The 22,069-nt window shown below is 60.2% G+C and carries 25 protein-coding genes; 19 read left to right on the forward strand and 6 right to left on the reverse strand.

What is annotated here, in order from left to right; all coding sequences use genetic code 11:
- Positions 1-63 precede the first annotated feature (63 nt).
- From AC2FNA_RS22015 to AC2FNA_RS22050, 8 genes are all read left to right on the forward strand, one after another.
- On the forward strand, positions 64-948 hold the full coding sequence (locus tag AC2FNA_RS22015; RefSeq protein WP_496830261.1) for a recombinase family protein: 885 nt from the start codon (positions 64-66) through the stop codon (positions 946-948).
- 293 nt (positions 949-1,241) lie between these two features.
- Entirely contained in the window at positions 1,242-2,387 is a 1,146-nt protein-coding gene (repA, locus tag AC2FNA_RS22020; RefSeq protein ID WP_496830263.1) for a plasmid partitioning protein RepA, read from the forward strand.
- Positions 2,377-3,300, forward strand: a complete 924-nt coding sequence (locus AC2FNA_RS22025) for a ParB/RepB/Spo0J family partition protein (RefSeq protein ID WP_496830265.1) — start codon at positions 2,377-2,379, stop codon at positions 3,298-3,300. Before repA ends, AC2FNA_RS22025 begins: the two co-directional genes overlap by 11 nt.
- 204 nt (positions 3,301-3,504) lie before the next feature.
- Positions 3,505-4,638 carry a helix-turn-helix domain-containing protein gene (locus AC2FNA_RS22030; RefSeq protein ID WP_496830267.1) on the forward strand — a complete coding sequence of 378 codons (1,134 nt, stop codon included), beginning with the start codon at positions 3,505-3,507 and terminating at the stop codon, positions 4,636-4,638.
- A gap of 113 nt (positions 4,639-4,751) precedes the next feature.
- A complete protein-coding gene (locus AC2FNA_RS22035; RefSeq protein ID WP_496830269.1) occupies positions 4,752-6,935 on the forward strand; it encodes a ParB/RepB/Spo0J family partition protein in 2,184 nt (727 codons plus the stop codon).
- Between the two features lie 99 nt (positions 6,936-7,034).
- Positions 7,035-7,508, forward strand: a complete 474-nt coding sequence (locus AC2FNA_RS22040; RefSeq protein WP_496830271.1) for a UCP036055 family protein — start codon at positions 7,035-7,037, stop codon at positions 7,506-7,508.
- A gap of 386 nt (positions 7,509-7,894) precedes the next feature.
- Positions 7,895-8,059, forward strand: coding sequence for a hypothetical protein (locus AC2FNA_RS22045; protein WP_007803240.1), 165 nt, complete (start codon positions 7,895-7,897; stop codon positions 8,057-8,059).
- 281 nt (positions 8,060-8,340) lie between these two features.
- Positions 8,341-9,393, forward strand: a complete 1,053-nt coding sequence (locus tag AC2FNA_RS22050; RefSeq protein ID WP_496830274.1) for a hypothetical protein — start codon at positions 8,341-8,343, stop codon at positions 9,391-9,393.
- A gap of 189 nt (positions 9,394-9,582) precedes the next feature.
- Here AC2FNA_RS22050 and AC2FNA_RS22055 read toward each other — a convergent pair whose 3' ends face one another.
- Complete coding sequence (locus tag AC2FNA_RS22055) at positions 9,583-9,906, reverse strand: H-NS histone family protein (protein WP_496830276.1); 324 nt, start codon at positions 9,904-9,906, stop codon at positions 9,583-9,585.
- Positions 9,907-10,330: 424 nt separating this feature from the next.
- On the opposite strand from AC2FNA_RS22055, the gene AC2FNA_RS22060 reads away from it, so the two are divergent.
- The gene (locus AC2FNA_RS22060) at positions 10,331-10,735 is read left to right on the forward strand and encodes a single-stranded DNA-binding protein (RefSeq protein ID WP_496830278.1); all 405 of its coding nucleotides are present in this window, start codon (positions 10,331-10,333) and stop codon (positions 10,733-10,735) included.
- A 213-nt stretch (positions 10,736-10,948) separates the two neighbouring features.
- Here AC2FNA_RS22060 and AC2FNA_RS22065 read toward each other — a convergent pair whose 3' ends face one another.
- From AC2FNA_RS22065 to AC2FNA_RS22075, 3 genes are all read right to left on the reverse strand, one after another.
- Positions 10,949-11,719: a leucine-rich repeat domain-containing protein gene (locus AC2FNA_RS22065; protein WP_496830280.1), complete on the reverse strand. Its 771-nt coding sequence runs from the start codon at positions 11,717-11,719 to the stop codon at positions 10,949-10,951.
- Positions 11,720-11,883: 164 nt separating this feature from the next.
- Positions 11,884-12,693 (reverse strand): hypothetical protein, encoded by an 810-nt coding sequence (locus AC2FNA_RS22070; RefSeq protein ID WP_496830282.1) that lies wholly within the window; start codon positions 12,691-12,693, stop codon positions 11,884-11,886.
- A gap of 19 nt (positions 12,694-12,712) precedes the next feature.
- On the reverse strand, positions 12,713-12,931 hold the full coding sequence (locus AC2FNA_RS22075) for a hypothetical protein (RefSeq protein ID WP_496830283.1): 219 nt from the start codon (positions 12,929-12,931) through the stop codon (positions 12,713-12,715).
- A gap of 206 nt (positions 12,932-13,137) precedes the next feature.
- Between AC2FNA_RS22075 and AC2FNA_RS22080 the strand changes: the two genes are divergently transcribed.
- The 10 genes from AC2FNA_RS22080 to AC2FNA_RS22125 all read left to right on the forward strand — a co-directional run bounded on the left by AC2FNA_RS22080 (position 13,138) and on the right by AC2FNA_RS22125 (position 19,837).
- Positions 13,138-14,229 carry an IS630 family transposase gene (locus tag AC2FNA_RS22080; protein WP_496830286.1) on the forward strand — a complete coding sequence of 364 codons (1,092 nt, stop codon included), beginning with the start codon at positions 13,138-13,140 and terminating at the stop codon, positions 14,227-14,229.
- Between the two features lie 252 nt (positions 14,230-14,481).
- Positions 14,482-15,681, forward strand: coding sequence for a DUF932 domain-containing protein (locus tag AC2FNA_RS22085; RefSeq protein WP_496830288.1), 1,200 nt, complete (start codon positions 14,482-14,484; stop codon positions 15,679-15,681).
- 125 nt (positions 15,682-15,806) lie between these two features.
- A complete protein-coding gene (locus AC2FNA_RS22090) occupies positions 15,807-16,247 on the forward strand; it encodes a JAB domain-containing protein (RefSeq protein WP_496830290.1) in 441 nt (146 codons plus the stop codon).
- Positions 16,248-16,355: 108 nt separating this feature from the next.
- The gene (locus tag AC2FNA_RS22095) at positions 16,356-16,874 is read left to right on the forward strand and encodes a DNA repair protein RadC (protein ID WP_496830292.1); all 519 of its coding nucleotides are present in this window, start codon (positions 16,356-16,358) and stop codon (positions 16,872-16,874) included.
- Between the two features lie 101 nt (positions 16,875-16,975).
- The gene (locus AC2FNA_RS22100; RefSeq protein ID WP_496830294.1) at positions 16,976-17,434 is read left to right on the forward strand and encodes a DUF6878 family protein; all 459 of its coding nucleotides are present in this window, start codon (positions 16,976-16,978) and stop codon (positions 17,432-17,434) included.
- 43 nt (positions 17,435-17,477) lie between these two features.
- On the forward strand, positions 17,478-17,855 hold the full coding sequence (locus tag AC2FNA_RS22105) for a DUF6915 family protein (RefSeq protein ID WP_496830296.1): 378 nt from the start codon (positions 17,478-17,480) through the stop codon (positions 17,853-17,855).
- Position 17,856: 1 nt separating this feature from the next.
- Positions 17,857-18,054 carry a hypothetical protein gene (locus AC2FNA_RS22110; protein WP_035714343.1) on the forward strand — a complete coding sequence of 66 codons (198 nt, stop codon included), beginning with the start codon at positions 17,857-17,859 and terminating at the stop codon, positions 18,052-18,054.
- 75 nt (positions 18,055-18,129) lie between these two features.
- On the forward strand, positions 18,130-18,549 hold the full coding sequence (locus AC2FNA_RS22115) for a hypothetical protein (RefSeq protein WP_028030772.1): 420 nt from the start codon (positions 18,130-18,132) through the stop codon (positions 18,547-18,549).
- A complete protein-coding gene (locus tag AC2FNA_RS22120; protein WP_496830298.1) occupies positions 18,542-19,186 on the forward strand; it encodes a DUF8835 domain-containing pootine in 645 nt (214 codons plus the stop codon). The genes AC2FNA_RS22115 and AC2FNA_RS22120 overlap by 8 nt, the downstream gene beginning before the upstream one ends.
- 57 nt (positions 19,187-19,243) lie before the next feature.
- Positions 19,244-19,837 (forward strand): DUF6088 family protein, encoded by a 594-nt coding sequence (locus AC2FNA_RS22125; RefSeq protein ID WP_496830300.1) that lies wholly within the window; start codon positions 19,244-19,246, stop codon positions 19,835-19,837.
- 116 nt (positions 19,838-19,953) lie between these two features.
- Here the strand turns inward: AC2FNA_RS22125 and AC2FNA_RS22130 are convergent, their stop codons facing one another.
- Positions 19,954-20,871: a nucleotidyl transferase AbiEii/AbiGii toxin family protein gene (locus AC2FNA_RS22130; protein ID WP_496830302.1), complete on the reverse strand. Its 918-nt coding sequence runs from the start codon at positions 20,869-20,871 to the stop codon at positions 19,954-19,956.
- Complete coding sequence (locus AC2FNA_RS22135) at positions 20,861-21,682, reverse strand: type IV toxin-antitoxin system AbiEi family antitoxin domain-containing protein (protein WP_496830304.1); 822 nt, start codon at positions 21,680-21,682, stop codon at positions 20,861-20,863. Before AC2FNA_RS22135 ends, AC2FNA_RS22130 begins: the two co-directional genes overlap by 11 nt.
- Positions 21,683-22,069: the final 387 nt, after the last annotated feature.

Consider the following 22,069-nt stretch of genomic DNA (forward strand, 5'->3'; position numbering starts at 1 on the left):
CTTGCATTTGTTTACAAACGGTCGTTTAGTAGCGATGTATGAAACTACAAAACGATTGTTTTGATGCCCCTGATTGGTTATGCACGCGTATCTACCGAGGATCAGACCCCCCTGCCCCAGTCGCAGGCCCTGAAATCCGCAGGCTGCGCCGAAATCCACGAAGAACAGGCCTCGGGCGGCAATCGCGCGCGGCCGGTGCTGGCGCGGGTGCTTGAACGGATCAGCAAGGGCGACACGCTGGTCGTCGTTCGGATCGACCGACTGGCGCGGTCGCTGTCGCATCTGCTGGAGGTGATCGAGCGGCTGGAGGCCAAGGGGGCGTTCTTTCGTTCCATTCAGGACCCGATCGACACCGGATCCCCGCAAGGCAAGTTCACGCTTCAGGTTCTGGGCGCCGCGGCCGAGTTCGAGCGCGCCCTGATCCGGGAACGCACCAAGGCGGGGCTGGCATCTGCGCGCACCAAGGGCCGCGTGGGCGGCAACCCTGGGCTGCGGGCCAAAGACCCTGCTGCTCTTCGCAAGATGCGGCTGGCGCGACAGGACGGCTACATGGAGCGTCTGAACGAGACTGCCCAGGACTGGGTGCCCCATGTCCGCCGCCTGCGGCCCGACTTGGCCTGGGAAGACGTGGTGCGCATCATCAACAGCCCCTTGCCCGAGGCGCGTCGCTGGACCCAAAGCCGCCTGCTGCGCGCTGTGAAGGCCTATGTCCGCGACGGCTTCCTGCCTACCAAGGTGCTGGCCCGCGCCGGGCGCCGCGAAACCGACGATCGCCTGCCTGCCATCGTCGCCGGCATCAAGGGCGCGGACCCCGACATCACGCTTCAGGCGATCTGCACCCGGCTGGAATCAATGCGCGAGCGCACGCCCCGCGGGCGGACAAGCTGGCAGCCTTCGTCGGTGAAGATGCTGCTGGAGCGGGCCGAGAGGCTGGGGTTGCTCGACTGAGATCCCCGAGAATCGTCCATCCGATTCTGCCGACTGATTTCTGTACGCACTCACAATACATCTTGTGGTCGCTTCGTAGCTGGCAACGAGGTGTTGAAGTAAAGTGAGAGCGCAGTCGCCCAAGACGCTGATTTTTAACAGTTTACCGTCGACAGAAATCAGCGCCTTCAACGCGCTCAGGCCGCTCAACGGTTTGGTCTGGATTTATCCACAATATCTGTTAAGCTTTGCAAAACAATAAAGACTTGAGGGCAGTGATGAACGGGATACGGGCCTCCCAGAGATTTGAAGTCATGTCCAAGCGGCTTGGTAGTCGGTTGCGTGAACATGCGCAGGAAACCTTCCCACCGGACGCTCAGAAGGGCCTCCGCCGCTTCGCCATGCGGGAAGCGGCTGAACTTCTTCGCATTAATCAGAATACCTTCCGCCATCATGTGTCAAACCTCGAAGGCTTCCCCGAAGGAGTTCTGGAGGGCGGCAACCGCCGTAGCTTCTCTGCAGAGGAGATGGTCGAGGCACAACGCGTACTTCTCGAGACTGGAAGGATCAAGCCAGAAGAACACCCGCACAGAAGACCGGGAGAGGCTTGTCAGGTCTTGACGATCTTCAACCTGAAGGGTGGGTCGGCCAAGACGTCATCTGTTGCCCATGTAGGGCAACTACTTGGTCTGCGCGGCTACCGGGTGTTACTGATCGACCTCGACAGCCAGGCAAGTCTGACAAACCTATTTGGGGTTACTCCCGAGCTGGATCCGGATATGCCGACGTCATACGATCTTATCCGATCCGATGATCCACTGCCCGCAGCAGAGATCATTCGCAAAACAAACTTCCCGACCGTGGATCTGATCCCGGCATCCATGGACATCATGGAGTACGAGTTCGAGGTCGCCCTGAGCTTCAGACACGGCGCCACCACGTTCCATAGCCGCATCCGGGAAGCGCTTGAGCCCGTCCTCAACCACTATGATGTGGTGATATTTGACACCCCACCGCAGCTGAACTTCTCGGTGATCTCTGCCCTCTTTGCATCGACCGGGGTCCTGATCCCGCTCAACGCGTCGATGCTCGATGTCATGTCGCTGGCGAGCTTTCTGGGCATGGCGAGCAACCTAATGGGCGTCGTCGAGGCACACGCCCCGGAACATGGACTGAACTTCGTGCGAGTTCTGATCACCCGCTACGAAAATACGGATGGTCCGCAGGTGCAGATTTCGTCTCTACTTCGGACAGTCCTCGGGGATGCCGTCCTGTCTGCCGAGTTCCTGAAATCAACAGCCGTGGGTGATGCTGCGAACACCCAGCAGAGCATCTTCGAGGTCGAACCTCGCGACGTGAACCGCAGGACTTACGAGCGCGCGATCGAGTCCGTCTCGCGCGTGACCGACGAAGTCGAACGCGAAATCCTGAAAGCATGGGGGCGTAGCCATGGCGCGTAAGGTCTTCGGGGACTCACTCAAGAACGCGATGGGCAAAACGCCGCCTTCGGACGAGGATCTGGATGTGAAGCGAACGAGCCCGACCGTAGCTCGCGCACAAGCATCCGTGCTCGAAGAGGATAAACACGCCACGCGGCTTATCGACCCAAGCGCCATACGGATGTCCGCGGTCATGGACCGCATCGATCCAAGCGATGGTCTGGATGAGCTTGTCTCGTCGATCCGCGAGCACGGTCAAAAGGTTCCAGTGCTGGTTCGCCGAACCCAGGACGGTGCGCTTGAGATCGTCTATGGACGCCGTCGGCTTCTCGCTTGTCGCCAACTTGGTCAGAAAGTGCGCGCCACGGTCATGGAGATGACCGACGAGGAAGCTCTCATTGCCCAAGGCGTAGAGAATAATGCGCGCCAAGATCCATCGTTCATCGAGAGGGCTCTGTTTGTCGCCGGGATCATTCGAGAACTTGGGAAAACCGACGAAACGCGCAAGAACGCTCAAACGATCGCGTATCGGGCGCTTCAGATCGATGAATCGCTCGTCTCGCGGATGAACCGTATCGCTACGGGCATCCCGATGGAACTGATCCAGGCTATCGGACCTGCACACGGCGTTGGTCGACGGGTTTGGGAAAAGCTTTTCAGGCTGTGCGAGAAAGACGTTGCAAGAGCCCGAGAAGTTGCCAGCGAAATCCCTCGCAACATGCCGGGCCCCGACCGTCTTGAAGCGGCGGTCACCTTGCTGACAGCCACCAAACCATCGACGCAGAAGACACACCCCAGTGAGCGCGTGAAGATCGGCCGAAAGGGCAACCGCATCACCATCGATGTGGACGCTGATCTTGTTTCTCGTGTTGAGGAGGCAGTCCGGAAACTGGTCATAGAGCTTCTTGACCGCGGTCAAGACGGGCCAGAGTGACGACCCCCGTGTCTTGACCGCGGTCAAGACATCAAAAGCAACGAGCAGAAAACGAAAGGAGGACCGGCTAGAAAAAGAAAGACCCCCCGAAAGCGATGCTTCCGAAGGGCCTCAATCAGTCTCGACACCTGATTGATACCCCCAAAACGAATCGATTTCAACACCGCTCGCGGTGAACGGGGAAGCTTTTTCTTCCGAAACACCATGAGACATGCAACTGAAACAACAACCGCCCTGGCGGAACGGACATCTCTACCCTGTCCTAACCCCTACGAGCTTCTGGGTCCGGTTCGCGTACTGAGGAAGGAGCTCGGTCTCACAACCAATGACCTCGCCGTTCTGACCGCGCTCATTAGCTTCCTACCCCGCAAAGAACGTGAGATTCAGGACAGCCAGCGACTTACGCTCACTGTCGTGTTCCCATCGAACGCTTCTCTGTCAGAGCGCGCCAATGGACTCGATGAGAGAACACTTCGACGCAGCCTGGGACGCCTCTCAGCTGCTGAACTGATCGAACGCAAGAACTCAGCAAATGGCAAACGCTTTCCGCTGCGGTATGGAGGCGTTATCAGAGATGCCTTCGGCATCGACCTGAAGCCCTTGATCCATAGGTACGGCTCGCTCTCGACGCAAGCCTTGCAACTCACCGAAGAACGCGAGCGCTTGCGCTCACTGAAGGCTGAGGCGTTGGCCCTACGAGCTTCGCTACTCCAACAGACACGCTTCGATGACGCAAAGCTCTCTACCCTCAACATGATCAGAAATGTCCTGCGTCGAGCAACATTAACCGTTGATGCAGTCCTGAGCGTTATCTCGGAACTTAGAGCCCTCGGAGCCGATACCGACGCAAGCTACGGTGAACACCATGCCGCAGAAAAAGCTGGTTCCGAAGATAATTTACAAGCTATCGAACACCGACCTTATGCACCAGAATCCAACGATCTGCCCGCCACAAACGGACAAAATGTCCGGCACATAGAGTCTATAAAAAAAGATATTAAAAAGATTGCTCCCTCTGCGGTCAATCGCAGTGAACAAACCGCAAAAACCAAACCGACGATGAACCGAGACCCAGCACGCATGGCATGGGAGGATTTCACCCATGTTGCAGGATTTTTCCCAGAACCGCCGCGGACAGGAGAAGCCCTTACCCGCATTCTATACGACCTCGGTCGATTGCTTAGAATAAGCCAAGACGAACTTCGGTATGGCATCCAGAAAGCTGGCGCGGGAAAACTGCTTCTCGTCTTCGACTACCTGATAGCAAGAGCAGACACGATCAAACACCCTGACGCCTATTTCGAAAGGATCCTACGCACACAACTTGCGCCCACATGAACTTCTTGACCGCGGTCAAGAACGATCGTGAGAGGGAAAGGAGTGTTGGTTTGAGGGTGACGGGAAGTGAGATCGGTAGAGTGGCTTCCGGCGCCCGTCGTGGAGAAGATCTGATGACAAAAGCTGTCCAGAAAATCACTCTGTCCCCTTCGCGGGATATCCCTTTCGACAAGCTGGTGCTGAGCCAGTCGAATGTGCGGCGCATCAAGGCTGGCGTGTCCGTCGAGGAACTCGCCGAAGATATCGCTCGCCGCGGTCTGTTGCAGAGCCTGAGCGTACGGCCCGTGTTGGCTGACGATGGCACCGAGACCGGCAAGTTCGAAATCCCGGCCGGTGGCCGCCGGTTCCAAGCATTGTCCATGCTGGTGAAGCAGAAGCGTTTGGCAAAGACCACGCCCATTCCCTGCATCGTACGCGATGCGGGGTCCGCGATCCTCGCCGAGGACGATTCCCTTGCGGAAAACATGCAGCGCGTCACCCTACACCCGCTCGACCAGTTCCGCGCGTTTGTGTCCCTGCGTGACAAAGGTCAGAGCGACGCAGAGATTGCTGCGGCCTTCTTCGTGACGCCGCAGATCGTGAAGCAGCGCCTCAAACTTGCCTCCGTTGCCCCTGCCCTGCTTGAGATCTATGCCGAGGATGGCATGACGCTGGAGCAGCTCATGGCCTTCACCGTGAACCCTGATCACGCGCGTCAGGTTCAGGTCTGGGATGTGATCCATTCATCCTGGAACAAGGAGCCATTCCAGATCCGGCGCATGCTTACCGAGACCTCGGTTCGGGCGTCCGACCGACGTGCGGTCTTTGTGGGTGTTGAGGCCTATGAAGCGGCGGGCGGCACGATGTTGCATGACCTCTTTCAGGGCGATGACGGTGGCTGGCTCGAGGACCCTGCCCTGCTCGATCGGCTGGTGGTGGACAAACTCCAGGCCGAGGCTGAGACGGTTGCGGTTGAGGGCTGGAAGTGGATCGAGGTCGCGCTTGACCTGCCCTACGGCTACAGCCACGGCCTGCGGTCCCTGTCCGGTGATCCGGCACCGATGACGGATGACGAAGGTGCGGCTCATGCCAAGCTGCTCGACGAGTACCGGGCGCTGGAAGAGGAGTACGCGGGTCAGGATGAAATCCCCGACGAAATCGACACGCGGCTTGGCGTGTTGGAAACGGAGATGGAAAAGATCGAGACCCGGCCGTTGATCTTCGACGCGGAGGAGATCGGGCGGGCAGGGGCGTTCGTCACGCTCGACCGCTACGGCGCGCTGGCCGTCTATCGCGGGTATATGCGTCCAGAGGATGAGCCTGTTGAGGAGACCGCGGTCCAGTATGGTACTGATCCTGCAGTGGCGGGGCAGGGGGCTGATCGTGATTTCACCGATGGCCATGCCAGTGCCGGTCATGGCGGAACCGTCATCATGTCGGGTGGCCAGCCGATTGGCGGCGATCTGCCGGAGGATGAGGATGACGGAGCGCTGAAGCCACTGCCCGAGCGGTTGGTCATGGAGTTGACGGCACACCGGACGCTGGCTTTGCGTGAAGCGATCGGGCGCTCGCCGGATGTCGCGCTGACGCTGCTGCTTCTGAAGCTGGTGACGGACACCTTCCGCACTTCCTCTGCTTCGGGCAGCTGTCTCGAGGCATCCGTGCGTCACGTCTACATGTCGGCGCAGGCGCCCGATCTCAAGGACAGCGTGGTGGCCAAGCTGGTCGACGAGCGTCACGCGGAATGGGAAGCCGATCTGCCGCTTGGCGACGATGCGGCGCTCTGGGACTATCTGACGGTCCTCGACCAGGGCAGCCGTCTAGCTCTGCTGGCGCATTGCCTCAGCTTCGGTGTCAACGCTCTGCATGAGAAGGTGAATCCTTACGGGGCAGGCATCTCTGTAGGCGGTTTGACCCGGCGGATGGCGCATGCCGATCTCGTGGCGCGTGCCACAGGTCTCGATATGGTCGAGGCGGGCTGGGAGCCGACGGTCGACACCTATCTTAACCGTGTGCCCAAGGCCCGCATCCTCGAGGCCGTGCGCGAGGCGAAGGGGGAGGGGACTGCCCAACTCCTCGATCACCTGAAGAAAGGCGAGATGGCCAGTGAGGCCGAGCGCCTACTCAAGGGCAGCGGTTGGTTGCCCGAGGTCCTGCGCCGGAACGATCTCGTGGCGCTGGACGGTGAGGACTGTGCCGAAGGGCAGGGGGCGGATGTTGATGCCGAAGTGGCCGACAGCGTCAGTGAAGCTAACCTTCCCGCGTTCCTGACGGATGACCTACCTGCTGAAGGTGTGTCGATGCTGGCCGCGGAATAACGTGATCCAGCGGGGGGCGGGGATTCCGCCCCCAATCACCCTATAGTGTAACAATATCAATAAGATGAATGCGATTGCTCGCATTCGGAATGAGGAATCATGTCTGCAACAACCATCATCGACACCGCCCCCCTCGGGGCGCTCATTCGCTACACCGACGGCAGTCCCAAGCCGCCGGCACGCTTCACCAAGAAGCTTGCAGCCTGGGAGCGCTCGAACGGCGTTGGCCGTCTTGTGAAAAAGGAACCACCCCGGCCCTATCCGACCTGGACGGCTCCCGCGTCGTTCACGCTGCATGAGGGTAACTTCTCCTCGGAGGGGGTGATCCTCGTGACCATCATGCGTACCCATTCGGCTGACAGCGCCCTCGTTTTCGAGGTGGCCGAGGAGCCGAAGCCCGGGCAGGTGCGCGTGCTCCTCGACTTCAGCGGCAACACCGAGCTGCTGCATCTGGCGGAAACCATCACCGCGGCCGAGCTTTGGATCGCCAAGGAAGGATACCGCAACGCGCGGCTTGAAATCGTCGGCGATGAACAGGGCGAAAGGGCAGGGGGCGCGGACCTGGCCGCCTGAGCCCAACTGAAACCGAGGGGCCCGCCCAAGCGCGGGCCTCTCAACTATCACAACCTCGTCCTTTGAGTTAGCGGGGCACCAAAGGATCAATCCCCAAAGATGGAGTCTTCAACCAAGAGCGTGGCCGGGAGGCTGGCGGCGTTCCAAGCATCAGCGGGACAACAGGCTCCAGTCGTCAGGGTACCATCCCCCGCTCGCCATTCCCTTCCTTGCCCCGAATCCCGTCTTCGAGATCAACCCGCGGGGGGTCGGACTACGGGCGAGCCCGTGCCGCCGGGCGGATTCGGACGAGCCGAACGCACCCGGTGATGTCAGCCAGTCTTCGGGCCTTCGAGGTCCTGTCGCGCGGGGGATGGTCCCCCGCCTCCAAGACAGGAGCCAAACAGATGTCCCGCAAAGATGCTCACGCCTTCGCCGCCTCCCTCGCCGCCACGCTCATGGTCTCGATCGTCGTCTTCCAGGCAGGGGATGGAACCTTCGGCGCCGTCCCCGCCGACGAAATCGACGGCGACGAGGTCGTGATCGTCTCGGAGTACGATCCCTTCGGGTGAGGCTTCGGCCTCACTTCTCCAGCGCCCGGGCGCGGCGCAGGTGCGCCCCGAGTCTATCGGCGACCGAATGATCGTCGGTGCCGATCTGAGGAACGCCCGTGTGCCGGTTGGCGGATACATTGCTGCGCGCAGGGCGGGGGAGCGGGCGTTCGCTGCGTGATGGGCGAAGGTCCGCTGTGCCGAACGGAGCCGCCGTTTGCGTTGCGGCATTGAACGTCCGCTTTTATGCTTCGTGCCAGTAAAGTATACACTGTGAAACAACCGGCCACCCAAGGAAATCAATGACATCAATTCATTCTCTCGAAGTCCCGAAACCGAAGAATTGGCAGGATTTCGAAGCCATTGCCTTGGATGCTCTACGTCTCCGTTGGAATTCGCCTGATCTGGCCGCGAACGGTCGTCCGGGTCAGCAACAGCAAGGTGTCGATATCTTCGGGCCGGACGACATCGGACGGAAGATCGGAGTTCAATGCAAACGGTACGCAGCACCGTTGAAGATCGATCTAGTTAAAGCGGAAGTGGAGAATTCCGACGCTTTCGAGCCTGCACTCAACACGATATATATTGCGACCACTCGGGATCGTGACGCAAAGCTTCAGATGGAAGTGAGGTTGTACTCCGATAAAAGGGTCAGTGAGGGCAAGTCAGCTGTCAGCCTCCTGTTCTGGGACGATATCGTGGGAAGCCTAGGTACCAACCCGTCAACGTTCAAAACCCATTTCCCCAACTTTACCCTTCCGGAGGCTTATGCCTTCCCTCGAGAACGTCTAGTAGCGGCATTGAACCTCGGCTACTTCGGCAGCCCTCTGTGGGATTACGCCGAATTGATCCACGGCGAGTTCGGTTGGATGGCAAATACCGATCCTCACGAGTTCCAAATTGTCCTGGGCATAGTAAGGCAGTACTCTCATTCGTTCCTTCCGGCCAAGGAAAGAGATGCCGTAGTGGGCTCGTTAGACGAAATCGTAGCGATCATGAGCACCGAGAAAGCTTTGAACCGTGGCGATTGGGAGGTGATCGAGACCCTCTGTAAACGAGTTTCCAGACGGGTAGTCTCGCTCTCATCAGTTGTTATCTTAGAGTCGAATACGCTCGAAGTTGGTCGTCGCCTTGGTTCGATTTATTTTGGACCGGCCGAGAACGTTGGTGCAGCCACAAGTGCTGAAATGAAGAGGCAAGTAGACGCAATTTTGCCTAGTGAATGTGTTAAACGAACGGCTGCGAAATTCGACGAAGCGGATACAATGAAATATCCATACGGATACTACTGGGCACCTAAAATACTCGCTTATGTTGAGCGGGAGATAAGGTTCGCCAATCCCATGAACCAATAGGCACAATGCGGCAAGCGTTCACAAAGAGTGCACCTATCAGAGACAGCCACAGAACAAGGTCTGGCCGTTTTAGTGGCTTCCTCCCAGACTTCTGAAGGCGCTGCTAGGCAGCTTAGGCTCCAAATGAAACAACCGTTCGTGCGATGAAGTCGGACGGCCGCTCTGGGCCGGATCGCGTACGTCAAGTCTTCAACTGATGGCCAGGTCGCTCGCGGTCTTCCCCGCCTCCAACGCCTCAACGAACCACTGCGGTTTGCGCCCCCGGCCCGACCAGGTGAGTGCCGGGTTTTCAGGATGCCGGTATTTTGCCGCGGCAGGCGCGCGCGCGGATTTCGTATCGGTGCCGACAAGTTCGGCAAAGGAGCAGCCCAGTTCCCGGGCGAGAGCTTCTACCTTGGCGCGGGCTTCCGCCTTCTGCCGATCCTCATAGGTTGAAATCGCCTTGGCGACGTCCTTCTTCTGCATTTTCTTCAGCTCGCCGAGCGACAGTGCGTCGAGATCGAAATCAGCCATTGATGCGCTCCGTGTCCTGAATGTCCCGGTATCGATACTCCGCCGCAGTGGGGCGCTGCAACTCCCGGAAGGCAAGGGCAGGGGTGGCGGGGTGTTGTTTGTCGTCGCCGCCAGTGAGGTGCTGAACTGGGGGTCAAGTTGCCCCGATTGGCAGGGTGACAGGGTCTGGCTTGGGCTCCCCGCGCATCTCTGGCTTCTGGGCCATCCCTTCGACTGACAATCCCCTAATCCCGTTCGGTCTCCTGCGCGCAACCCCGCGTCAGCCCGGGCCGTGTTGGCCGCCTATGGCGTCCTGCCCGCTCCACCCCGGTCCTTTGGGGGTTTCCGGTGTCCATGCTGTCCACCGTGCACGCATCACCCGACGGGCTTTTTCCGGGTCTTGTCGAAGGGACGGTCCCGAAGACAGGACACACAGGAGCTTACCATGCAGAACATCGTCATCCTCGCCGGCAACATCGGTCAGAAACCCGAAACCCGCACCACCCAGGGCGGCACCAACATCACCAACTTCAGCCTCGCCACCTCGCGCCCCCGCCTCTCGGAAGGTCGCGTCCTGCGCGACGAAAACGGCTACCGGGTCATGGACACCGAATGGCACCGCATCACCTGCTTCAACGGTCTGGGCAAGACGGTCGCGGAGCATTGCGAAAAGGGCATGAAGGTCCTCGTCCACGGCCGCATCCACTACACCAAGTGGATCGACACCATGGGGAACGACCGCTACGGCTGCGAGATCATCGCCGAGAAGGTCGACTTCCTGAGCCGCCCGAAGTCGGCCGAGAATGAAAACCCCGAGCTGGTCGACCGCGACGACGAGATTCCGTTCTGAAGAACGGGGTCTCCCCCTCGGGCCCGGCGGGGAAACCCGCCGGGTTCGCTGCACTGCCGCAAGGCAGCTTTGAGCCCAAACCTACTGAATGCTGCAGGATGCACGGATGTCTGCAATCACGGCGAAACCAAAGACATTAGACCGTTTCGTGGGGTTTGAACTGGGTTTGTTTTTTGAGCTCTAACACTGGACTATTCACAAGGACTTTTAGCCTCAATACTTCACATCGATGGTTCCAACCAGATCATAAAGAGCTGTTAAGCTTGCGTCTGAAAGCGGGGTGTCGTTCGCACGCATCATGTCGATTTCCGTTTTCTGGTTGCGGATATCGAGCTTCTTAAGTGATCGCATCCGAGAGATGTCAGGCGTGACATGAGTCAGCCTATTTCCGCTCAGGTCGATCGCATGTACATCCGCGAGCCTATGAATTCCATCTTCCACCCGGCTGATTTGATTGTCCTCAAGATCAAGCCTCTGCAGAGATACGCAATGGTATAGTTCGGTGGGAATGGCGGTAATCTTGTTGTTTGTGATGCAGATGCCTTGGAGCAAGGGAAGTTTTGCAATTTCGGCCGGGATCTCCGTGATCCCATGGCCTTCGGTCACCAACAAGAAACGCAAATTGTTGAGATCACGAACATTCCGGGGCACTCCAGCCTGCTTGTAGAAAGTTGCATCAAAGCGCTGAAGTTGAGGCAGGTTGTGGTCATTTGCCCACTCAATGATGCGGCTGAAGTTGCGAGACGTATCTACGGCACGTTCGTTAAGGGCGCTGCTGCTACGATGCAGCTTGTTATTGATCGCTGTATAGTCGCCGCTCTTGGCAGCATCGACAAGCGCCGATGAACTCACCCCCGCCATAGAGGTGATCGTATATGACAGGTTGATGGCTTCTTGGACTTCGAATGCGACATCAAGGGGAAGCCCCATATTCCAACCGCCAGCTACATTTTCAAACCACTCCAGACATTTGGCATTCTCCATTAGTGCGCTGAACTGTTTGATCAGGGGATGTATTTCACTGTTGGATTTCGTTTTTGAAAAGGGCCACATACTTTTTTCTCACAGTAATTTTTTGAACGGGCCGAGTGGCCTGTCTCTTTTGGTTACACTTGCACAGCTGAACCCAAGGGATCGATCCGTTTGCGCTAGCTCTCTTGGCTCAAAAAATCCGCTGCCGATTGAACGACCTCTGGCTGCGGATTTGTCATCGACCAAAGTTGGTCACCGTAATCACGGCGCAAAAGGTATTCATGGATGTCGTAAAGCATCAAGCGCCGCAGCTGGCGCATGTCAGGTTCGTCGTAGGAACATAGAAACATGTTGAGCAGGGCTTCCGAGTGGGAGTATGCTGCGAAATCAACAGGGCCATTCACTTTTTGAGCGATGAATTTCGCAGGGTAGAGCGCAAGAAACTCTTTGGCTTCCGGGTAGAAATTGGGGTCTTCAAATCGCGCGACATTGTCCAATTCGTTGAAGAAATGGTATTCTGAAAGGGGGTGGCGATATGGCTCATACTCGCTTCCAGCGCCCCTGAAAGTTACCCCCCAAATGCGTTGTGCGACATACCGCAAGTCGGAGAATGATTCATTGTGGGCACGGAAATCTTCAACCAGTTTTTCCCTTGTCCCGTTCCGATAGTTTTCCAAGTAGGGGGATACTTCTTGGATATCGGCCTCTATCTCGCTGATCATCTCTTGATTTTGTTCTTGATCTAAGCGCAGCGCCTGCCAGAGATCGTCAAGCGCTTCTTTGTGGCGAATCTTTTTTACCAAAACTCTTGCGCGATTGAGATAAGGGGCGGGATTTGGGCAGGCCTCAATCGAAGCTGAGTAGAGCAGAAACGCATCGTGAAAATGTTCTTGGGCCGCTGCGGCAACGCCAAGGTCAAAAAGACGTTGGCCCTCGGCGTAGCCTTCCGGTTTCTGAGGAGAGGTCTTTCGAAATTTTGTAAACAACCGAGTTCTCCTGAGGAATCTACGAGTGATTTCCGTCTGTTGAAGTTACAGGGATCCAGTCAAGTGAGCTACGATCAAAATCAAGAACCGTCATCTTGCCTCCACCTGCAGGTGTAATTTCTACCCGGATACGCCCTTCTGTTTCTTTGTGAGATATCGCCTTCGCAAGCGCGTCATCAAGGCTTATGCAGCGAATGAAATCCTCGTTTTCGAAGGTAAGCAAAACGAGGTCGTGCATAGTTGTTTAGTCCTTATTGCTTATTCGTTACCGGCACTTCCGAAGCAAAACACCGATAAGAGAGCCTTACCGCTATCTTGTCATTGAACGCGGTTCCGGAGCACCCTACGCTGTTGCTCTTGTATCTGACAAGACCGTCGAACCGGCTAGTGTTGGTCACCTGACGGACGATTCCCATTCTTGATGCCGTGTGCCATGTTCGGGGCATGAGACGAGATGACATCTGCCTTTACCTTGGCCCCGCTGACCGTGCGCGGCTTCAAGTTCTGCTCACCGACCGTAACACGCCGCGCAAGGTTGTCTGGCGCGCCGAGATCGTGCTGGCGACGGCAGATGGTTGCGGCACCAATGAGATCATGCGGCGCGCGAACACGTCCAAGCCCACCGTCTGGCGCTGGCAAGCGCGTTATCTTGACGAGGGCGTGGACGGGCTCAGGCGCGACAAGACTCGGCCGTCCCGGGTGCCGCCTTTGCCCCGGGAAACACGCCTCAAGGTGATCACAATGACGGTGCAGGAGACCCCGCCCAATGCCACCCATTGGAGCCGCGCCCTGATGGCGGAAACCGTGGGCATTTCGCCGTCGAGCGTTGGGCGTATCTGGGCGGAAGCCGGTCTCAAGCCGCACCTGACGCGCGGGTTCAAGGTGTCGAACGACCCGATGTTTGAGGAGAAAGTCACCGAGATCGTCGGGCTTTACCTCAACCCGCCGGACCGGGCGGTCGTGCTTTGCGTGGACGAGAAGTCGCAGATCCAGGCGCTCGACCGGACCCAGCCGGGGCTGCCGCTCAAGAAGGGGCGCGCCGCAACCATGACCCATGATTACCTCCGTCACGGCACGACCACGTTGTTTGCAGCACTCGATGTGAAATCGGGCATGGTCATGGGCGAATGCATGCCCCGCCATCGGGCCAAGGAGTTCCTGGCATTCCTGCGCCGCATTGACCGCGCCGTCCTCAAGCCGCGCGATATCCACATCATTCTCGACAACTATGCCACCCACAAGACACCTGAGGTGACGGCTTGGCTGGAGAAGCATCCGCGCTTCAGGCTGCATTTCACGCCCACCAGCGCGTCGTGGATGAACCTGGTCGAGCGCTTTTTCGCCGAGATCACCACAAGGCGCATTCGCCGGGGCAGCTACTGCAGCGTCGATGATTTGGAAGAGGCGATCTACGATTACCTTCTGCTTCACAACACCAAGCCGAAGCCCTTCGTATGGGCCAAATCCGCCGAGGATATCCTCACCCGAGAACGCCGCGCTCTCGACGCCCTCGATGAAATCCGCAGAAACCGGTAGCAAGCGTCAGACTCAGAACACTAGCCTTAACTGCACGCCCTTCTATCTGCGCTTTCGCAAACCCTAAGAATATAACGGTTCGTTGAACGGCTTTCATTGAAGCCGACATGGGCGCAGCCGCAGCGAAAGTTCACTTTGTCCGCATTGCGGCCGATCATGCCAAGCTTTCGAGAGTGAGAGGAGTGCCGGTTTCCCGGTGACGGGTTGATGGCTGGGAGAGTGGCTCCCGGCGCCCGTCGCGGGAGATAGCCGATGGGCGTTGTAGAAGTTCTGGATCCGGTTCAGCCGGCGCGGGCTGGTGGCTGGAAAGTGGATGTGAGCCGGGGTGAGCGGAACGGGCGGGTGTCGTCCGAATGGTTCAACCGCCCGGATGACGAGCGGTATCTGTCGCTCGACGATCTCTGGGCATCGGTGAAGGGCCGGTCGGAACGCAGCCGCAGCCGGGTGGTGCAGACGGCAGATATCCGGGTCGAAGCCGCGCGTGACAACCCCGAGCGGCTGCACCTGATGCTGCCGAAGGCGCAAGAACCGGTCGCGCCCACGCATTGGGCGTTCGGCCAGCTTGCCAGCATCGTTGGCGCACCGGCGTCCTACCTGCGCCAGTTGCCCGCGCCGCTGGCGGGGATCAATCTGCAGTATGGCCTGACCAACCACCGCGCCGAGCAGGTGAAGACCTTCGAGACCGAAGATGGCCGCACGGAACTGCGCGCCGTGACCGGCCCGGACTACGGCCGCATCCATGACCATGAACTGGTCGAGGCGGTGCAGCGCATCGCGGGCAATGGCACCGGCGACACGCGCTGGAAGGTGCCGGGTGTGCTCGACTGGTCGACCGGGGTCTACAACCCCGATGTCGAGATCAGCCGCGACACGACCACGCTCTACGCCTCGGACCGCGATGTCTTCCTGTTCCTCGTTGACGATCACAACCCGATCGAGGCGGGCCGGTTGCCGGATGGCTCCCCCGATCTCTACTTCCGGGGCTTTTATTGCTGGAACTCCGAGGTGGGTGCCAAAACCCTCGGCATGGCGAGCTTCTACCTGCGGGCGGTGTGTCAAAACAGGAATCTGTGGGGCGTCGAGGATTTTCAGGAGATCAAGATCCGCCACTCGAAGTATGCCGCCTCGCGCTTCGCCCATGAGGCGGCGCCAGCGCTGACGCGCTTCGCCAATTCCTCGCCTCAGGGGTTCGTGAATGGCATCAGGGCCGCGCGGCAGCAGATCGTGGCGCGGACGGACGAGGATCGCGATGAATTCTTGCGGAAGCGCGGCTTCTCGAGGGCGGAGTCGGGCAAGATCATCGAAAAGGTGCTGATGGAAGAAGGCCGCCCGCCCGAAAGTATCTTCGACTTCGTGCAGGGCATCACGCGGCTTGCACGCGTCAAGACCCAGCAGGATGCTCGCCTCGACATGGAAGGGCGCGCCAAGAAGCTCCTCGACCGGGTCGGCTGACGCCGGGCTCGACAACGCGACCGCCTGCATCGGCGGCGGTCGCGCTTTCCCCTTCCAAATGCATGCCACTGGCCCCACCCGAGAGGGCAGGGGGGCTTCGGCCTGCGCATTTCAGCGAGACCCCCATGACACCCCAGGAAGAAACTATCGTCCTCGAGGCCCGTGACATCCTCGGCCGCTACCTCAACCAAAACCCAGTCATCGGCAGCTGGCAGGCGCTGATCGACTATTGCGCGCTCACCGTCCGTGGCCCGATCGAGCGATTCCATGTCCTCTATCTCGACCGCAAGAACCGCATCATCGCCGATGAGCTTTTGTCGACCGGCACAGTCGATCATGTCCCCGTCTATCCGCGCGAGGTGATCAAGCGAGCGCTGATGCTGAACGCCAGCGCCCTGATCCTGATCCACAACCACCCATCGGGTGATCCGGCGCCGTCGGAGGCCGATCTCAGCATGACCAAAGAGATCCACAAGGGGTGCAGGTATCTCGGCCTGACTTTGCACGACCACATCATCGTCGGTGCCGGGACGGAGCTAAGCCTGCGGTCCCTCGGCAAGCTCTGAGGGCCCATCGGACCCCTCGCCGCGGCCCCTTCGAGGAAGAGGGCGGCGGTTTGGTCTTTGACGGATGAGGCGGGGAGAGAGGCTTCCCGCGCCGTCGGAGATCTTCCCATGTTCGACCTGCCATTGCCCATCCACCCGACCACTTACGCGCGGGTCGTACCACCGTACTTTTCAACTGGTGATGTCGACCCCAATCACCCCTTCGCCCTGACCCTGTCGCGCCGCGCACCGGCCGATCTGATGTCGGGCTGCGCCGCGCCCCTAGTGCTCGCCCGCTTCGCGACGCTGGCCGAGGCCATGCAGGGCGCGATCGACCATGCCGAGGGCATCGCCCTGGATGCCACGCCCCAGCTTCTTGCGATCCTTGACCGCGACGAGCGCCTTGTTCTGGCCGGGGCCGCCAGCGACCACGCCGTCGCCTGGTGCCACCCGGTAACGAGCGCGGTCGAGGCGAGGGGCGTGGTGACCGAGGCAAGCCAGCTGCGCGCGCAGGCGGGCCGCGCGGCCGACTGGGGCGAGTCCGATCTGGCGGTTCGACTGCGCCACCGCGCCGATCTTCTCGATGCACGGCTCGTAGACCCGCTCTGGCGCGCCTTTGCCGCCCGGGCGCTGCAGATCGCGGCGTGACGCCCGAGAGACAGAGGAGTGCAGGGGAAATTTGGAGCTTGTCCGGGGGAGAGAGATCGCCCGGCCCGGCTCCGATCCCTTCCCCTGACTGGAGACACCCGATGAATCTGAGTGAACCCACCCTCGCGCCCCCGATGGCGCCCTCGACCGTCGACATGGCGCAGATCTTCGCGGCGCACGCCGAGCGTGCTGCTCGGATCGAAGCGCTGCGCCCCGGCAACAAGGGCCGCCTCTTCGACGGCCTCATGGCCGCCGGCATCACCCATGTCACCGTCACCTTCGATGGTGCCGCGGACAGCGGCCAGATCGAAAGCATCGGCGCCTGGGCGGGAGAGACCGCGGTCGAGTTCCCCTTGACCGAGATCGCATACGCCGCGCTCACCTGGGACGATACTGAGGTCGAAATGCGGCAGCTCTCGCTGGAGGATGTCGTCGAGCAGCTGGCCTACGACTTCCTCTCCGACACCCATGGCGGCTGGGAGAACAACGACGGCGCCTGGGGCGAGTTCTGCTTCGACGCGGCCGCCCGCTGCATCCACCTCGAGTTCAACGAGCGGTAGACCTCGTCCGAACTCTACACCCATGATTTCTGAGGGGGCGGCGATGGCACATCCCTATCACCACGCCCTCTCCTCGGTGAAGAAATGGGGCGGCACGGTCGAATGCTACATGGCCGTGCATTCCTGGTTCGACCAGAGCAAGGAGATCACGGCCGACTTCCGGCACCGGGCGCTGCGCCACCATGCCGAGGGCATCTTTATGGCCGAGACGATCTTCGGGCCGACCCTCACCCTTTCGACCGGGCGCATCATCCCGATCCGATGGGTCGGCGAGCAGCATGTGAAGGAGGACCTCGGCTTCATCCCGAGTTTTGCTGACTGGGTGAAGGCGATCCGTCCCGAGCCCTGGATGGGCCGGACGGAACGGATCGAGGCTCTGGTCGATCCTCATCTCGCCTCGTCCGTGGTCGAGGTCACCTGAGATGACCGATCCAGCCTATCAGCGCCTCGGCGTGCCAGCGACGGCTTCGCCCTTCGCCGTCCTTCGGGCAGCGGTCCGGGCGCTGCACCCCGACACGCGCGCCGTTCGCGGCTTCCGGGCCGCGCGCAAGCGCTTCTATCGGCAGATGCTCTGCGCCCATGCCGCGCGACAGGCGGCGGGCGACAGTTCCACAGGCTAATCGCCCCCGACCACCCCTTCATCCCAATCGAGTGCCCGGCCTCTCGGCCGGGTCTTTCCCATTCAGGAGGTCCCCATGGCGGATTACTTCACCCATTTCTCGTGCCTGCTCGATGTCGGCACCCCCGACAAGGCTGCCCGCGCGCTCGCGCTGTTCCAGGAACTTCGCGCCGCAGATCAGGACGCAGACGACCCGGAGGTCGCAGGCTTTGATCTCGTGCTCCAGGACGCGCCCGAGGGCAGCGCCATCTGGATCCATGACGACGACCACGGCGATGTCGAAGCCGTCATCCGCTTCGTGTTGCGCCTTGCGGAAGAGATCGACCTCGCCGGCCTCTGGGGGTTCCAGTACGCCCTGACCTGCTCCCGGCCGCGCCTCGACGCCTTCGGCGGCGGCGCGCATGTCATCGATCTCGGTGCGCGGAAATCCTTCGGCTGGACCAGCAGTCACGAATGGCTGGCCGCGGCTCTCAACGGGGAGGACATCGATGCCTGAGCTCATCTGCACCACCGTCTACCAGTTCCCAGAACTTTCAGATGCCGCCAAGGAAAAGGCCCGCAGCTGGTATCGCGAGCTTGGCCCCCACGACGATTGGTGGGACGCGGTCTACGAGGATTTCGAGCGGGTCTGCGAGATCCTCGGCGTCCGCCTGAAGACCACGCCCGTCCGCCTGATGGGCGGCGGGACGCGGGCCAAGCCCTGCATCTGGTTTTCAGGGTTCTGGAGCCAGGGCGACGGCGCCTGCTTCGAGGGCTACTGGTCCCACGCCAAGGGCGCGTGCGCCCGCATCCGGGACTACGCGCCCACGGACGCGACGCTGCATGGTATCGCGGATCGGTTGCAGGCCATCCAGCGGCGGAACTTCTACCAGCTTGCCGCTGAGGTAAGCCACCGCGGCCGCTACTGCCACGAATACACCATGTCGATTGACGTCACGCGCGACAGTCCGACCTGGCAGCCGCCGACTGATGACGCGGAGGAGATCGTGACCGAAGCGCTGCGTGATCTGGCCCGCTGGCTCTACCGCCAGCTTGAGGCTGAATACGACCACCTCACCTCGGATGAGGCAATCGAGGAGGGGATCATCATCAATGAGTACACCTTCACCGAAGGAGGGCGCCGCTTCGGGTGAGACCGCACGGTTGAAAACTGTCAGAAAACTGCGCATGTTTCTGACAAAGGAGTGATCATGGAGCGTATGGCCGAGAGCATTATGAATGTCGCGACGACGTTGCCGGAGGGAGTGCCCTTGGCAGCGAAGGGGCTCCTGCACCTCGGCTCGCGCGCGGCGGTCGATCAGACGCTGTCGCGTCTGGCCGCGCGCGGCGAGTTGATCCGTGCAGGACGCGGCATCTACCTGCGCCCCGTTCAGACACGCTTTGGTCCGCGCAGTCCGTCCGCTGAACAGGCGATTGAAGCGCTCGCTGTGCAGCGGGGCGAGACGATCGTGCCGAGCGGTGCTGCCGCGGCAAATGCTCTGGGCCTGACCACGCAGGTGCCGGTCAAGTCTGTTTATCTCACCTCGGGGCGAAGCCGTGTGCTGAACCTTGGCCGGCAAGCAGTCGAACTGCGTCATGCGCCCCGCTGGCAGTTGGCCCTTGGGAGTAAGACCTCGGGCCAGGCCGTCCGTGCGCTGGCATGGCTCGGACCGGATGAGGCTCCCAAGGCCCTGCAAATCCTGCGATCCAAGCTCACTGAGACGGCAAAGACCGAACTGATGTCCGCCGCGCCGCAGTTCCCGACTTGGCTGGCACGATTGATCGGAAAGATGGTCCATGGCTGAGGCGTCAGTGCGCTTCAGCGCTTTGCCTGGTGCCCATTCCGAGGCGGGGGGCAAATTCAAGACAGTCGACGCAGGGGGCCAGTGCTCACCCGCCTCGCGACGGTGCGGTGCATGGCTCAGCTCAGAAGCATCAGCAGGGCGTCGCGCTGCGCGGCGTGCTTTATGGGGTTGTCGCGCTTCAGCTTGTTCAGGTTGAGGAGTTTCCACTGCACGGCTGGCAGGTGAGCCGCCTGCGACCGGTCGATGGCCGCAAAGTCAGGCTCCCCGTCTTGAAGTGTTAGAAGGAACTGCCTCGCCTTGTCGTCGAGGCGCGATTGCACATCGGTGATCAATCTCAGGCGCGTAGCCAGAAGCGTGTCGAGAGGGACCGGTATTCTGGTCATGCCCTCGAATTCCCGCGAGTAGGGTTGCCCGAGATCGATCAGGTTCGGATCGAGCAGCTCATGCGCCGGACGGGGCGAACTGGCGACGTAGATCAGGAAGGTCTGGAAGAGGTCCTGGGTCAGACCCTCGTTTTCGTAAAGGAGCGTGACGTCGTAGAGATCCCGGGGATGCTGCCGGTCCAGGGCGGCGTGCAGTTTGCCTGCGAACAGATCCTCGAACGAGACGATCTGCATTTCAGCATAGCCATAGGCATCCTCGACAGCGGCCGAGACGGTCCGGATTTCCGGGTCGTGGACGACGCCACGGGTGACGGGCGAGGTTTCAATCTTGATCTCGGCATTGCCGAGGCGCGCCAGCAGCCGTGTGGCTCCGCCGCCGCCGCCTTGGATGCGCTGAGATTTTGCGCCGCGGATACCGGTTTCGATGGCAGCCGCGATGCGATCCATCGCGGCATTGATCTCGTCCAGGCTCTCGGCGCGTTCCTTGATCGGAAGGTAAGTCAGGTCGATATCTACCGATAACCGCGGCAGGTCGCGGTAAAAGAGGTTGATCGCCGTCCCACCCTTGAGCGCGAAGACGCTTTCGCCCGCGACATGCGGCAGGGCGCGCACCAGGAGTGCGACTTGGGCTTCATAGGTCTCACGCGCCACTGTCGGCCTCTGGTTTCAAGAAATCTTCCGGCACCATTATCCGATAGCGTGGGTGGATCTTGCCGCCTCGGACCAAGGCTCGGTCGCCGCTGCCGAGGTCGAAGGCCTGCGGGTCGATCCTTTTGCGCCAGGGATGGTCGTGGCGGTCGGCAAAGACGAAGAACAGGCGCTTGACCTTGATCTTGCGGCACGCCTGGAGGAGGTCGGCAAGCAGTTTCGGGCGAAGGGTCGTCAGGCTCTCGAAGACCATATCGAGCGTGTGGAAACTCTCATGGTCGGGCAACTCGTCCATGGCCTCAAGGATCGCGCGCTCCGGCGTCGACATCGTCAGACCCCAGTCCCATGGCTGGCCGGTCGTTTTGCCATCAATCAAGCCCAGTTTCGGATCGGTAAACAAGGATCGGGGGCGGGTTCTGATCGTGGCATCCATCGGCAGTTTCGCCAGCCAGTTGGGGATACTTTCCCCATAGACCCAGACCGGACCGCTTTCGCCGAGGCGCAGATAGTGGGCATGCCCCTGTTCGCCGAGCGCCGTGGTGCCGCCCACATGCAGGTCGTGGCCCATAATATGCTGCGTGGAGAGGATGCAGGTCTTCCAGTCGATGCTGTTCGATGTCGGGGTGGCTGCGGTGCTGGGGAGTGGGCGGCGGAATACGCCTCGGGTGATGCGGTCGAGCCAGCCGCGCTTCACATAGTCACGGAAGCTCTCATAGGCGATGCCTTGGGAGACCAGCCACGCGGCATCGACCAGATACCCGGCGGGCACTGCATCGAGCAGTTTCTTCAGATTCTGTGACCTTGCGGCGTCCATGATGCCCAAATTGACATATTTTCAAAGAGATATCTACAGATTTCTTTGATGAGGATGCTTTTCCAGCGCTATGGACACTCCAATATCACCATTTCCAAAGAATTGAGGGACTAGCCCCAAGTGGAGGGAGATCTGAAGACTCTGGGTCGAGAGAAGGCAACGACTTGCGGTGGTTGCCGAAGGTCGCAGCGGTGTACCTCCCGGCGTGCCGCCGCGACCAGACCTTGGTCCTTCGGACAGGAGCTTGACCGAGGCTGATGTCCCAAAGTGCCCCTGCCAACCTGTAGGTTGGCAACTACGCTCGGTTTGCCAAGCCGCGGTATGGCAGAAGCTCCGGAAGGCCGGAGCCAGCCGGTGCCGTCCTCACCTATTCCCGTCGATCCACTT

Source organism: Ruegeria sp. YKSD163, from assembly GCF_059612905.1.